Raw genomic sequence first — 13338 nt, 5'->3', positions numbered from 1 at the left:
GAGTCCTCGTTCGGGTGCTTACTGCGACTTGAGCTGGATGGCCGGAGTGACCTGCATGGCGCGCCAGGCAGGCAGGAAACCGGCGGCAAGGCTGGCGAACAGGGTCAAGCCCAGCGCGAGCAGCAGCATGTTGCCGTCCAGGTGGGCCAGCTTTGCGTACTCCACCGGTTGCTGGCGCACCGCGAACAGGCCCAGCAGGGCCAGGCCGATGCCCAGCACGCCCCCGACCACGCCGACTGCGCCGGCTTCCACCAGGCACTGCAGGAAGATCTGGCCGCGGCTGGCACCGAGTGCGCGGCGCACGCCGATCTCACCACTGCGGCGCAGGAACTTGGCCAGCAGCAGGCCCACCGTGTTGACCAGGCAGACCCCCAGGAATCCCAGTGCCAGCCACAGCTGCAGGCGCACGTCGCTGGGCACCGCGCCGTTGAAGTCCAGCCATTCCATCACGGTGCGCAGGCGCACGTTCGGCGGGTGCTTGAAGCGGCCGGCCTGGCGCTGCTGGCTCGAATAGTTCTCCAGGTAGCGGCGGTAGTCGGCGGCCTTGGCCGGGTCCATCTCCACCCAGTACTGCAGCCACGCGCACGGCGCATTGAGCGAGTAGCTGTTGCCGTCGGGATTTTCGCCGAAGCAGTTCATGTTGCCGTTGCTGCCCAGTTTCAGGTCGAAGGACGTGGAAATCGGCAGCAGCAGGTCCTCGTTCTTGCCGTAGCTGCCGGTGGTCAGGTCGTAGAAGTGCGGCTCCGGGCTCCACTCCTTCATCACGCCGACGATGCGGTAGCTCTGGCCTTCCATGCGCAGGTCGCGGCCTACGCTGTTGGCGCCCTGGTAAAGCTTGTCGTTGAGCGCCTTGGAGATGACCACCACGCGTGCTCGGCCTTCGTCGTCCTCGCGCGTCCACGGGCGGCCGTACTGCATGGGCACCTCGAACATCGGGAAGAAATCGGCCGAGGTCCAGCGGGTGTCGATGCTGAAGGGCTTGAGGGTGCTGTTGTCCGGTTCGATGGTGCCGCCTCCGCCGCTCATCAGCGCCTGGCGCTCGCCCCTGGCTTCGCGCAGCAGGGCTTCCCCGTCGAAGCGGGTCAACTGGGTTTCCGGCTCCTCGCCCGCGACGTAGGCGCCGGTCGCGGCATCGAGCTGCACATAGAACAGCCGGTCACTCTTGCCGGGGATCGGGTCGCCGGACAGCACGTGGAACACGGTCAGGGTGGTCATCGAGGCACCGATGCCGAGGGCGATGGCCACCACCATCAGCGCAGTCAGGACCTTGTTGCGGCGGAAACTGCGTACCGCCAATCGGGCGTAGTAGGCGAACATGGGAATGCCCTCACTCGTTGACGGCGACGATGTGGCGTGGCGTGGCCAGTACCGGCTCGCGCACAAGGTCGGTGACCTGGCCGTCGACGATATGCACGTTGCGCTGCGCACGCGCGGCCAGTTCCGGGTCGTGGGTGACCATCACGATGGTGGTGCCGGCGGCATTGATCTCCTCCAGCAGTTCCATCACGCCGCGCGCCATCTGCGTGTCCAGGTTGCCGGTCGGTTCGTCGGCCAGCAGCAGGCGCGGGCTGCCGGCCAGGGCGCGTGCGATGGCCGCGCGCTGCTGCTGGCCGCCGGACAGCTCGTTCGGGTAGTGCTTCATGCGCGAACCGAGGCCGACCTGGGTCAGCGCCTTCTCGATGCGCTCTCGGCGCTCGTTGGCGCTCATCTTCCGATAGCGCAGCGGCACGTCGACGTTGTCGAACAGGTTCAGGTCGGGGATCAGGTTGAAGCCCTGGAAGATGAAGCCGATCTTCTGGTTGCGCAGGCGGCTGCGGGCGTCGTCGCCCAGCGTGCTCACATCCTGCCCGTCCAGCATGTAGGTACCGCTGGTGAAGGTTTCCAGCAGGCCGGCAATGTTGAGGAAAGTGGTCTTGCCGGAACCGGACGGGCCGGTGACGGCGACGAACTCGCCTTCCTTGACCTGCAGTTCCAGTGAGCGCAACGCGTGGGTCTCCACCTGGTCGGTACGGAAGACCTTGGCGACCGAACGCATTTCGAGCATGTACATGGGGTGTCCTCTCTCCAGGATTCAGGTATCAGTTGACGGAGACGCGTTCGGCGTCCTTGAACAGGTCGCTGCCGGAGACCACGATGCGGTCGCCCGGCTGCACACCCGACTTGATTTCCACTTCGCCCAGGCTGCTGACGCCCAGTTCCACCGGGCGGCGCACGGCGGTGCGGCCATCCATCACGTAGGCCATGCCGTTGCCCTGTTCGACGAACGGGCCGCGCTCGACCTTCAGCACGTTCTTGCGGGTATCGAGCAGCACGCGCACCGACATCCGCTGGCTCTGGCGCAGGCCTTCCGGCTGCGCGCTGGCAAAGCGCACGCGGGCGTTGACCTCGCCGTTGACCACTTCCGGCGACACCGCGCTGATCTCGCCCGGGAACGGTTGGCCGTTGCCGCCGGTCAGCTGCGCCGGCATGCCGATCGCCAGGTCGCGGGCGAAGCTTTCCGGCACCTTGATCTCGACCTCGAACTTGGACAGATCGACAACGCCCAGCACCGGCGCGTTGGCGGCCAGGTTGGTGGACTGCACGGCCTGCACCTGGCCGACCTGGCCATCGAACGGCGCGCGCAGGGTCAGCGCATCGACCTGGCGCTGCACTTCGGCCACCACCGCTTTCTGGCGGTCGGCCAGCAGGCGCTTGTTGCGGGCATCCAGGTCGGCGCCCTGGCTCTGCAGGCGCGCATCGGTGGTGGCATTGGCCAGGGCGATGTCGGCTTTCTTCAGCGAATCCTTGGCCTTGGCCAGGTCGATCTGCGGTACCGCGCCGCCGTCGTAGCCGCGCTGGTAGCGCTGCAGGTCGCGGTCGGCGGCCTGACGTTCGATGGTGGCCTGGTCGGTTTCCTTGCGTGACTTGGCACGGGCCAGGGTCGCGTCCAGCGCGGCGCGGCTGGCCTCGGCTTCCAGGCCGGCCAGCGTTGCCTGTTCCTGGGCCAGCTTGCTGCGCAGTTCCGGGCTGTCGATGATCGCCAGCTCCTGGCCCTTCTTGACCACGTCACCGGCGACGACCTTCAGGTCCACGGTACCGGCCGAGATCGCGTACAGGATCGGGCTGTTGGCGGCGATCACGCGGCCGTCGGCAGCGATGTCACGGACCAGGTCGCCCCGCTTCACCTCGGCGATGCGCACGCGGCTGCTGTCGAAGGAGCGGCTGGCATTGGACCAGGCATGGACCGCCCAGCCGATGCCGGCGAGCAGCGCGATGGCGCCCAGCGCCGGCCAGCGGTAGCGATGCCAGCTTGCGCGGGTGGTGCCGGCCGGGGCGGAGGAAACGATCTGGTCCTGTGCGGAAGTGTCGCGGATCATCGGGTGCGTGCCTGACGGTGGTAGCCAATACCAAGCACGTAGCGTGCCAACTTTATTTCCTTTCAGGTCAAGGGGTTGGGGTTTTCGGGGAAGTGTCCGGGTGTCCGCGGACACCTTTCCGGACACTTTCATTAAGCGGACAGGAGGGGGAAGCCGGACACGCAGGCTAGAATGCGGCAATCGTCTTCAAGGAAACGCGTGACATGTGTGGAATCGTGGGTGCAATCGCCGATCGCGACGTAGTACCGGTACTGATCGAGGGTCTGAAGCGCCTTGAATACCGTGGCTACGATTCCTCGGGCATCGCGGTGATCGACCAGAGCGAGCGTCCGGAAGTCCGCCGGGTGCGTCGTACCGGCCGCGTGTCGGAAATGGCCATGGCGGCCGAGACTGAGGGCTTCAATGCGGTGCTGGGCATCGGCCACACCCGCTGGGCCACCCACGGCGGTGTCACCGAGGCCAATGCACATCCGCACATCAGCCACGGTGTGGCCCTGGTGCACAACGGCATCATCGAGAACCACGAAGAGCAGCGCGAGAAGCTGCGCGCGCTGGGCTACACGTTTGAATCGCAGACCGATACCGAAGTCATCGCGCACCTGATCCATCATCATCTGAAGGATGGCGACGATCTGCTGGTGGCACTGCAGCACACGGTGAAGGAACTGACCGGTGCCTATGCGCTGGCCGTGGTCAGCCGCGCCGAGCCGGAGCGCTTCGTCTGCGCGCGCATGGGCTGCCCGCTGCTGGTCGGCCTGGGCGAGGGCGAGAACTTCGTCGCTTCGGATGTCTCGGCGGTGATCTCGGCCACCCGCAAGGTGATCTTCCTGGAAGAGGGCGACACCGCCGAGATCCGCCGCGATGGCGTGCGCGTCTTCGACGAGCACGACCAGCCGGTCGAGCGCGACGTGCATCTGTCCGACGTATCGCTGGCATCGCTGGAGCTGGGCCCGTACCGCCACTTCATGCAGAAGGAAATCCACGAGCAGCCGCGCGCGCTGGGCGACACCATCGAGGCGGCGATCGATGCCGGTGGTTTCCCGGCCGGGCTGTTCGGCAAGAACGCCGAAGCGGTGCTGTCGGGCATCGAAGGCGTGCAGATCATTGCCTGCGGAACCAGCTACTACGCCGGCCTGACCGCGCGCTACTGGATCGAAGCCATCGCCGGCCTGCCGTGCAGCGTGGAGATCGCCAGCGAGTACCGCTATCGCGCGGCCTACGCGAACCCCAAGCATCTGATCGTGACCATCTCGCAGTCCGGCGAAACGCTGGATACGATGGAAGCGCTGAAGTACGCCAAATCGTTGGGCCACCAGCACACGCTGTCGATCTGCAACGTGCCGGAAAGTGCGATCCCGCGCGCCAGCGAACTGGTCTGCTACACCCGCGCCGGCGCCGAGATCGGCGTGGCCTCGACCAAGGCCTTCACCACCCAGCTGGCCGCACTGTTCCAGCTGACCGTGGTGCTGGGCAAGCTGCATGGCCGCATCGACGCGGCGCAGGAAGCGGACTACCTGGAGCAGCTGCGCTTCCTGCCGGGCAGCGTGCAGCACGCCCTGAACATGGAGCCACAGATCGCCGCCTGGGCCGAGCGTTTCGCGCGCAAGAGCAGCGCATTGTTCCTGGGCCGCGGCCTGCATTACCCGATCGCGCTGGAAGGCGCGCTCAAGCTCAAGGAAATCTCCTACATCCACGCCGAGGCCTACCCGGCCGGTGAGCTGAAGCATGGTCCGCTGGCGCTGGTGGACGAGGACATGCCGGTGGTGGTGATCGCGCCGAACGACAGCCTGCTGGAGAAGGTGAAGTCGAACATGCAGGAAGTGCGTGCGCGTGGTGGCGAGCTGTTCGTGTTCGCCGACCAGGACAGCAACTTCAATGAGTCCGAAGGCGTACATGTGATCCGCACGCCGCGCCATGCCGGCGTGCTCAGCCCGATCGTGCACACCATCCCGGTGCAGCTGCTGGCCTACCACACCGCGCTGGCACGCGGCACCGACGTGGACAAGCCGCGCAACCTGGCCAAGAGCGTGACGGTGGAGTAAGGCATTCCCGGAGTTGTGGGATGCTGCATGCGAAAGGGGCCTGCGAGGCCCCTTTCGTTTGTGCCGGACGCAGTGCGAAGTGGGACAGCTGCCGGGCGTTCTGTCCGTCGTCGGCAGCAGGCAATCATTCTTTAATGCGCGAAGCCGCCTGTATTCAGCGGCGGTTTCAGCCGCGGTGCCATTCTCTGGATCGTCAGTTGGTTCCCACGACGAACTGTCCTATCGATGCCGGTAGTGACCGAGGGTCGCAGTCGTAGAATCGATCTGGCCGAGGTTAGGGTTGAGCGATTGAACCCGCCTCGTTCGCGTTGCAGCACATCGTCTGCCGAGTGATTCCAAGCGGCAGACGGGTGCGCCAGACGTGCGCTGAAAGGTCTGTTCCCGGGGAGGGGGCGTATCGGAAGAGCACACTTTTTTGACTTCAGTGACCTGCACCAGGAAACAAGAATGAACGTCCGCGAACTCCTGCAATCCAAGAAAGAAGCTGTCATCACCATCGATGCCGAAGACACGATCGGTGCCGCCGCCCACAAGATGAGCGCGAACAGGATCGCTGCGCTGGTGGTGATGAAGGACGATGCCCCGGTCGGCATCATTTCCGAGAAGGACATCGTGCGCACCCTGGCCGACGACGGCCCGCAGGCCGGCCGCCGGGTGATTTCCAGCCTGCCGTCCACCGGTCTGGAGGGCATTGCGCCGGAAGCCACGCTGAAACAGGCCATGTCGTTGATGACGTACTCGCGGCGCCGTCACCTGATGGTCACCGAAGGCACCCGCCTGGTCGGCATCCTCAGCCTGGGCGATATCGTGAAGAACCTGCTGGGCGAGCTGGAACTGGAAAAGGCCGTGCTGCAGGACATCTACATGGCCGCCCACTGAGGGCCGCAGCGCTGGAAGCAGAGAAGCCGGGCATTGCCCGGCTTCTTCATTCACGGCGCCGGTGATATCAGAAAGTGACCTTCACCGAATCGGCGCTGTAGTTCGCCGGCCCGTGATAGACCACTTCGATGTTGTTGCCATCGGGGTCGAGCACGAAGGCGCCGTAGTAGCCCGGGTGGTAGGGGCGTTCGCCTGGCGCGCCATTGTCGGTACCGCCGGCGGCGATCGCGGCAGTGTGGAAGGCATCAACAGTTGCGCTGTCGCGCGCCTGGAAGGCGAGATGGTGGCGGCCGGTCAACTGGCCGGCGGCGGCACGGCTGCTGGCGCTGGAAATGAACAGCTCGTCGGCCCAGAAGAAGTCTGGCCCTTCGCCGCCCAGTGGGATGCCGATCGTATCGAACACTGCCTGGTAGAAGCGGCGGCTGGCGGCCAGGTCACGCACCACCAGCTGGATGTGGTCGATCAGGCGGCCACGGTGCAGTTCCATCGTTTCCATACGAACCTCACAGAAAAAGGGGACGGAGGGGATTAAGTCGCTTCCAGCACAATAGTGCCAGAAACGGCTTAATCCCCTCCGTCCCCTTTTCGGGGTCAGACGTTGGCGATGATCTCGACCCAGTAGCCGTCCGGGTCCTTGATGAAGGCCAGGTTCTTCATGCGGCCGTCGGTCAGGCGCTTCTGGAAGGTTACCCCGAGGTCCTCGAAGCGCTGGCAGGCCGCCTCGATGTCCGGCACCGACACGCAGATGTGGCCGAAGCCGCGCGGGTCGCTGTTGCCGTCGTGGTAGACCGCGCCGTCCTGGCTCTCGGTGCCGTGGTTGTGGGTCAGTTCCAGCACGCCCGGCAGGCCGGCCATCCACAGGCGGCGCTGGCTGTCATCTTCCGGAACCGCCACGCCAGCTGGGACGTAGGCCAGGAAGTACAGGCTGAACTGGGCTTCGGGAAAGTCGCGCTTGTCGATCAGCTGGTAGCCGAGCACGCGGGTGTAGAAGTCCAGCGAGGCGGTGATGTCCTTCACCCGCAGCATGGTGTGGTTGAACACGAAGCCGGTGGTTTCGGCCGGGGCCTGGGCGGCGACGCCGGGGACATCGCGCAGGGCGGGAATGGTCATGGGGGAGGTCCTTCAGACAGGGCCGTTGCCGGCCGGATGGGGGCATTCTACCGGCCAGCACCTGACGGTACCGCGACGTACAATGGCCGGATCGCACCGTTCCGTCCTGACAACGATTGCCCGCCATGTCGCAGCGTGAATGGGTGGCCGCCGCCATCCGCAAGATTGAAGCCGATTTCAACCGCTCCGCCGATACCCACCTGATCCCGCTGGCGCTGCCCGGGTTCGATGGCATCGATGTGTACCTGAAGGATGAGTCGAGCCATCCCACCGGCAGCCTCAAGCACCGGCTGGCGCGCTCGCTGTTCCTGTATGCGCTGGCCAATGGCTGGCTGCGCGAAGGGCGACCGGTGATCGAGGCGTCCAGCGGCTCGACGGCGGTGTCCGAAGCCTATTTCGCGCGCCTGCTCGGCCTGCCGTTCATTGCAGTGATCCCGGCCACCACCTCGCCTGAAAAGATCGCCGCGATCGAGTTCCAAGGCGGCCGCTGCCATCTTGTCGAACGCGCCTGCGACCTCAACTGTGATTCGGAAAAGCTGGCCCGTGAAACCGGTGGCCACTTCATGGACCAGTTCACCTACGCTGAGCGCGCGACCGACTGGCGTGCCAACAACAACATCGCCGAGTCCATCTTCAAGCAGATGGCCGAAGAGCCCAGCCCGGTTCCGGAATGGATCGTGTGCAGCCCCGGCACCGGCGGTACCGCCGCCACCCTGGGCCGCTATGTCAGCTACCGCCGCCACGACACCCGCATCCTGTGCGCGGACCCGGAAGTGTCGGTGTTCTTCGACGGTTACCGGGCCGCCGTGGCCGGTGAACAGGACTGGCGCGACCTGACCTGCAGTGGTGGTTCGCGCGTGGAAGGCATCGGCCGGCCACGGGTGGAACCGAGCTTCATCCCGACCAGCGTCGATGCGATGGTCAAGGTACCCGACGCACTGAGCCTGGCCGCGATGCGCCATGTCAGCCGCCAGCTCGGCCGCCGTGTCGGTGGCTCGACCGGCACCAACTTCATCGGCGTGCTGCAGGCCGCGCAATGGATGCGCGAGGCGGGCCACCAGGGCAGCATCGTCAGCATCCTGTGCGACAGCGGCGAGCGCTATGCGCAGAGCTATTACGACCCGGCGTGGTACGCGCGCCAGGGCATCGATGTCGATGGCGCCGATGCACAGCTGGCCGCTGCGGTGGCCGGGCAGGGCTTGCCCGAGCTGCCATGGTGCAGCCTGGAAGCGCTGTAGCACGGACGAAGCTCGCGCCGGGCCATGCTGGCGTCCGCGACGGTGTCTCAGTACCCCGCTGCGGTGAACGCGTCGAGCACCGCGTCGCGAAGCGCATCAGGCAACGCCTCGATGTCCATCGCACGGTCATCCAGGTGCAGGGTGGGATCCAGGATGCTGGCGCGGCCCTGGGCCAATGCCTGCAACCACAGCAGCACGCAGATCACGAACTCGCGCTCATGGCCCAGCTGCAGCTGGCTGGCGCCGCGCTCGACCACTTCGAACGGGTACCACTCCTGGCTTTCATTGAACGTGCCGCCCTGCTGCAGCACCGCCTGCAACTGCTGCAGGTGGCGCGGGGCGTCGTCGCCGGCATCGCACAGCGCGGCGATCCAGGCCAGTTCGGCCGCGCTGGCAGACAGTGCCAGCGACCGCGCCGGTGAGGCGGATGCAACTGCAGCCAGACCTTCCATGTGGGGCCTCGTTCGGTACGTGCCGCTGCGGACTCCCCCGCACCCTGAGCTTCGGGGGGCATGCGTAAGGCCGATGTGAATGCCGTGCCCCCTTGTCAGCGATGCCTGGCAGCGCCATATCTACCGGGCTGCCCGCCTGCCGGGCCCGTACCCTGGAGACCTGCCGTGACCGTTGCCAACCCCCTGCTCGATTTTTCCGGCCTGCCGCGCTTCGAGGCGATCCGCCCCGAGCACGTGGCGCCGGCGCTGGATGTGCTGTTGGCCGAGGCCGCAGCCGCCGTCAGCGCAGCCGAGCAGGTGCAGCCGGTCACCTGGCAGACCTTCGTGACCCCGCTGGACGATGCCACCGAGCGCCTGTGGCGCGCCTGGGGCCTGGTCGGCCACCTGCAGGGCGTGGTCAACACCCCGGAGCTGCGCGAGGCCTACAACAGCAACCTGCCGCGGGTGACCCGCTTCGCCAGTGCGCTGGGGCAGAACCTAGCGCTTTACCGCCAGTACCAGGCGCTGGCCGCCAGCCCGGAGGCGGCGCATTTCGATGAAGCCCAGCGCAAGGTGCTGGACAACACCCTGCGCGACTTCCGCCTGGGCGGCGCCGAGCTGGCGCCCGAGGCGCAGCAGCGTTTTGCTGCGATCAAGGAAGAACTGTCGGCGCTGTCGGCGAAGTTCTCGCAGAACGTGCTCGACGCTACCGATGCCTGGTCGCTGTTCATCGAAGACGAAGCGCGGCTGAAGGGCCTGCCGGAAGACGTGAAGGCCGCCGCGCATGCCGCAGCACAGAAGGACGGCAAGGCCGGCTGGAAACTGACCCTGCAGATGCCGTGCTACCTGCCGGTGCAGACCTGGGGCGAGGACCGCGACCTGCGCGAGATCCTGTACCGCGCCAGCGCCCAGCGTGCGTCCGAATTCGGCGATGACGCACTGGACAACAGCGGCAACATCGACCGCATCCTTGCCCTGCGCGCCGAACTGGCTGCGTTGCTCGGCTTCGATTCGTACGGCCATTACTCGGTGGCGACCAAGATGGCGCAGGACCCGGCCGAAGTGCTCGGTTTCCTGCGTGACCTGGCCGCGCGTGCCAAGCCGTTCGCTGCCAGGGACCGCGCCGAGCTGGAGCAGTTCGCGCGCGAACAGCTCGGCATCGACAGCCTGCAGGCCTGGGACCTGGCCTTCGCCGCCGACCGCCTGAAGCAGGCGCGTTACAGCTATTCCGAGCAGGAGGTGAAGCAGTATTTCACCGAGCCGAAGGTACTGGGTGGCCTGTTCTCAGTGATCGAGCAGCTGTACGGCCTGCGCGTGCAGGAGGACAGCGCGCCGGTGTGGCACGAGGATGTGCGCTTCTTCCGGTTGGTCGATGCGCAGGGCGCGCTGGTTGGCCAGTTCTACCTGGACCTGTACGCCCGCGAGGGCAAGCGCGGCGGGGCGTGGATGGATGATTGCCGCAACCGTCGCGTGCGCACCGACGGCAGCGTGCAGACGCCGCTGGTCTACCTGGTGTGCAACTTCGGCCGCGGTGCCAACGGCAAGCCGGCCACCTTCAGCCACAACGAAGTGACCACGCTGTTCCATGAGATGGGCCACGGCCTGCACCAGCTGCTGACCCGCATCAGCGAACTGGGCGTGGCTGGCATCAACGGCGTGGAATGGGATGCGGTGGAGCTGCCCAGCCAGTTCATGGAGAACTTCTGCTGGGAATGGGACCACCTGCAGGCGATGACCGCGCATGTGGACAGTGGCGAGCCGCTGCCGCGCGCGCTGTACGAGCGCATGCTGGCCGCGCGCAACTTCCACAGCGGCATGGCCACCGTCCGCCAGCTGGAGTTCGGCCTGTTCGACATGCTGCTGCACAGCCAGTTCGAACCAGCGCAGGACAGCGTGCTGGCGCTGCTCGACCGCGTGCGCGCGGAAGTGGCGGTGAACCACCCGCCGGCCTGGAACCGCTTCCCGCACCAGTTCAGCCACATCTTTGCGGGCGGTTACGCCGCGGGTTACTACAGCTACAAGTGGGCCGAGGTACTCAGCGCCGACGCCTATGCCGCCTTCGAGGAAGCGCCGCAGGCACTGGCTGAAACCGGCGCACGCTTCCGTGATGAGATCCTGTCGCGCGGTGGCAGCCGCCCGGCGGCGGACAACTTCAAGGCCTTCCGCGGCCGTGCGCCGCAGATCGATGCGCTGCTGCGCCACTCGGGCATGGCGTAATCCATGGTGGTGGGTGCCAACCTTGGTTGGCACTTCACCGCCATCCACGCATGGCGTGGATCTACCGGAATGCCGGCCAGCGGCCGGCACTACCGGTGGTGGGTCATTCGGCGTAGATCATCTTCCGGGTCATGCCGCCGTCGACGATGAAATCCTGGCCGGTGCTGAAACCGGACAGTGATGACAGCAGGTACACGGCCAACGCACCGATGTCCTCCGGCTGGCCGACGCGGCCGACCGGGTGTTGCGCATGGTCGGTGGCCGAATACTCCGGTGCGTGTCGGCGTGAGGGTGCCTGCCACTCGCAGGTGCCGATCCAGCCGGGACTGATGCTGTTCACCCGCACCGCCGGGCCGCTGCTGATCGCCAGCGCATGGGTGAACGCCACCAGTCCGCCCTTGGCTGCGGCATAGGCTTCGCTGTGTGCTTCGGATTGCCAGGCGCGGGTCGAGGCGATGTTGATGATCGCACCGGCGGCGCTGGCGGTCAGCGCCGGCAACGCATGCTTGCTGCACAGGAACGCGCCGTGCAGCGAAGACAGCCGGCGCTGCCACTCGTCCCAGTCCATGTCCTGCAGCAGCGTGCCGTGCGGGCTGGCAATCCCCGCGTTGTTGACCAGCCCGTCGATGCGGCCGAAACGCTGCAGGGCCACGGCGATGAAGGCGCGCACGCTGGCTTCGTCGGTGATGTCCAGGCGCTGGAACACGGCATCCTCACCACGCTGCCATTCCGCCAGGCACGCCTCGCCGGCCTCCACGTCGAGGTCGCCGATCAGCACGCGGCCACCGGCGCCGAGCACGGCCTGCGCGATGCCACGGCCGATGCCGTTGGCGCCGCCGGTGACCAGCACCACCTTGCCCGACAGCGGCGCGGCCGGCCAAGCGGCAATCGGCGGCACCGTGCTCACGACAGGTCTTCGCCACGCAGGCGGCGATGCCAGCCGTCCACGCCGATGCGGTCCAGGGTCTGGATGTTGCGCTCGACGATCACGTCCGGATCCGGATAGACGTCCACCGCGCGCGCAACGCTGTCTTCGCGCAGCAGGTGCAGGGTGGGGAAGGGCGCGCGATTGGTGTAGTTGCTGGCGTCGTCCGCGGCCACGCCGTCGAACTGGTAGTCGGGGTGGAAGCTGGCCACCTGCAGGATGCCCTGCAGGTCCAGCGCCTCGATCGCCGCGTCTGCGTTGTCGAGGAAGTCATTGTAGTCGAGGAAGTCGGTCAGCACCTGCGGATGCACGATCAGCGTGGTATCGATCTGCTCGGCCGGCGTATCGCGCAGCAGGACCAGTTCCTCGGCCAGCTGCTCAACCAGGGCTTCCGTCGTGGTCGCATCGCTGAGCACGATGCGGACCTGGTCCTTCACGTAGACCGCCTTGGCGAACGGGCACAGGTTCAGGCCGATGACGATGCGTTCCAGCCACAGGCGGGTGGCGGCGATCGGGTCCTCGGTGGGCAGTTGGGCGTCGGTCATGGCGGGCACGTCGGCTGGCGGGGCGGACATTGTAGGCGCGTCGCTTGCAACGCGCCGTCTTACCGCAGGTGCCGGCGCCGGGCCATGCCCGGCGGCCAGATCAATCGCGGAAATTGTTGAACTGCAGCGGCAGCTCGAACTTGCCGGCCTTGAGCACGGCGATGGCGTCCTGCAGGTCATCACGCTTCTTGCCCTGCACGCGCAGCTTGTCGCCATTGATCTGGCTTTCAACCTTCAGCTTGGCCTCCTTCAGCGCAGCGGCGATCTTCTTGGCGATCTTCTGCTCGATGCCCTGCTTGACGGTGATCTTCTGCCGGGCCTGGGCCAGGTTGGTCTCGATGTCGCCGAATTCGAGGCTGAGCACATCGATGCCGCGCGCGGCCAGGCGTGCACGCAGGATGTCGTTCATCTGCTTGAGCTGGAACTCGGTCGGCGCGAACTGGTTGATCACATCGCCATCGCGTTCGAACTTGGCATCCACGCCCTTGAAATCGAAGCGGGTGGCCAGTTCGCGGTTGGCCTGGTCGATGGCGTTGGTCAGTTCGTGGGTGTCGACTTCAGACACGACGTCGAAGGAAGGCATGGGCGATGCTCC

General features: G+C 66.3%; 13 protein-coding genes. 4 read left to right on the top strand and 9 right to left on the bottom strand.

What is annotated here, in order from left to right; genetic code table 11:
- Positions 1–18 precede the first annotated feature (18 nt).
- Genes ACSDHM_RS16020 through ACSDHM_RS16010 form a run of 3 tightly spaced genes read right to left on the bottom strand, consistent with a single transcriptional unit; the run spans position 19 to position 3356 of the window.
- A complete protein-coding gene (locus tag ACSDHM_RS16020) occupies positions 19–1317 on the bottom strand; it encodes an ABC transporter permease (protein WP_072167216.1) in 1299 nt (432 codons plus the stop codon).
- Positions 1318–1327: 10 nt separating this feature from the next.
- Positions 1328–2050: an ABC transporter ATP-binding protein gene (locus tag ACSDHM_RS16015; RefSeq protein ID WP_439426383.1), complete on the bottom strand. Its 723-nt coding sequence runs from the start codon at positions 2048–2050 to the stop codon at positions 1328–1330.
- Between the two features lie 28 nt (positions 2051–2078).
- Positions 2079–3356 carry an efflux RND transporter periplasmic adaptor subunit gene (locus tag ACSDHM_RS16010; RefSeq protein ID WP_072167215.1) on the bottom strand — a complete coding sequence of 426 codons (1278 nt, stop codon included), beginning with the start codon at positions 3354–3356 and terminating at the stop codon, positions 2079–2081.
- A 203-nt stretch (positions 3357–3559) separates the two neighbouring features.
- Here ACSDHM_RS16010 and glmS point away from each other — a divergent pair, with 203 nt between their 5' ends.
- Positions 3560–5398, top strand: coding sequence for a glutamine--fructose-6-phosphate transaminase (isomerizing) (glmS, locus tag ACSDHM_RS16005; RefSeq protein ID WP_072167214.1), 1839 nt, complete (start codon positions 3560–3562; stop codon positions 5396–5398).
- A gap of 447 nt (positions 5399–5845) precedes the next feature.
- Positions 5846–6277: a CBS domain-containing protein gene (locus ACSDHM_RS16000; protein ID WP_005411115.1), complete on the top strand. Its 432-nt coding sequence runs from the start codon at positions 5846–5848 to the stop codon at positions 6275–6277.
- 67 nt (positions 6278–6344) lie between these two features.
- On the opposite strand, the gene ACSDHM_RS15995 is transcribed toward ACSDHM_RS16000, so the two are convergent.
- Together ACSDHM_RS15995 and gloA are read right to left on the bottom strand one after the other, a co-directional pair.
- Positions 6345–6773 carry a VOC family protein gene (locus ACSDHM_RS15995; protein WP_019660719.1) on the bottom strand — a complete coding sequence of 143 codons (429 nt, stop codon included), beginning with the start codon at positions 6771–6773 and terminating at the stop codon, positions 6345–6347.
- Positions 6774–6868: 95 nt separating this feature from the next.
- Entirely contained in the window at positions 6869–7387 is a 519-nt protein-coding gene (gloA, locus tag ACSDHM_RS15990; RefSeq protein WP_033834977.1) for a lactoylglutathione lyase, read from the bottom strand.
- A gap of 125 nt (positions 7388–7512) precedes the next feature.
- Here gloA and ACSDHM_RS15985 point away from each other — a divergent pair, with 125 nt between their 5' ends.
- Positions 7513–8625, top strand: a complete 1113-nt coding sequence (locus tag ACSDHM_RS15985) for a PLP-dependent cysteine synthase family protein (RefSeq protein WP_072167212.1) — start codon at positions 7513–7515, stop codon at positions 8623–8625.
- Positions 8626–8672: 47 nt separating this feature from the next.
- On the opposite strand, the gene ACSDHM_RS15980 is transcribed toward ACSDHM_RS15985, so the two are convergent.
- On the bottom strand, positions 8673–9077 hold the full coding sequence (locus tag ACSDHM_RS15980; RefSeq protein ID WP_005419475.1) for a hypothetical protein: 405 nt from the start codon (positions 9075–9077) through the stop codon (positions 8673–8675).
- 165 nt (positions 9078–9242) lie between these two features.
- On the opposite strand from ACSDHM_RS15980, the gene ACSDHM_RS15975 reads away from it, so the two are divergent.
- A complete protein-coding gene (locus ACSDHM_RS15975; RefSeq protein WP_072167211.1) occupies positions 9243–11273 on the top strand; it encodes a M3 family metallopeptidase in 2031 nt (676 codons plus the stop codon).
- 103 nt (positions 11274–11376) lie between these two features.
- Here the strand turns inward: ACSDHM_RS15975 and ACSDHM_RS15970 are convergent, their stop codons facing one another.
- The 3 genes from ACSDHM_RS15970 to ACSDHM_RS15960 form a co-directional block, all read right to left on the bottom strand.
- Positions 11377–12180 (bottom strand): SDR family oxidoreductase, encoded by an 804-nt coding sequence (locus ACSDHM_RS15970; protein WP_111096771.1) that lies wholly within the window; start codon positions 12178–12180, stop codon positions 11377–11379.
- The gene (locus tag ACSDHM_RS15965; protein ID WP_061479870.1) at positions 12177–12743 is read right to left on the bottom strand and encodes a DUF1415 domain-containing protein; all 567 of its coding nucleotides are present in this window, start codon (positions 12741–12743) and stop codon (positions 12177–12179) included. Before ACSDHM_RS15965 ends, ACSDHM_RS15970 begins: the two co-directional genes overlap by 4 nt.
- Positions 12744–12843: 100 nt before the next feature.
- Positions 12844–13326 (bottom strand): YajQ family cyclic di-GMP-binding protein, encoded by a 483-nt coding sequence (locus tag ACSDHM_RS15960; protein ID WP_005419468.1) that lies wholly within the window; start codon positions 13324–13326, stop codon positions 12844–12846.
- Between the last annotated feature and the right edge of the window lie 12 nt (positions 13327–13338).

Origin of the sequence: Stenotrophomonas sp. T8 (assembly GCF_051853085.1) — a bacterium.
Taxonomy (GTDB): Bacteria; Pseudomonadota; Gammaproteobacteria; order Xanthomonadales; family Xanthomonadaceae; genus Stenotrophomonas; species Stenotrophomonas sepilia.
This window is presented reverse-complemented; position numbering and strand designations above follow the sequence as displayed.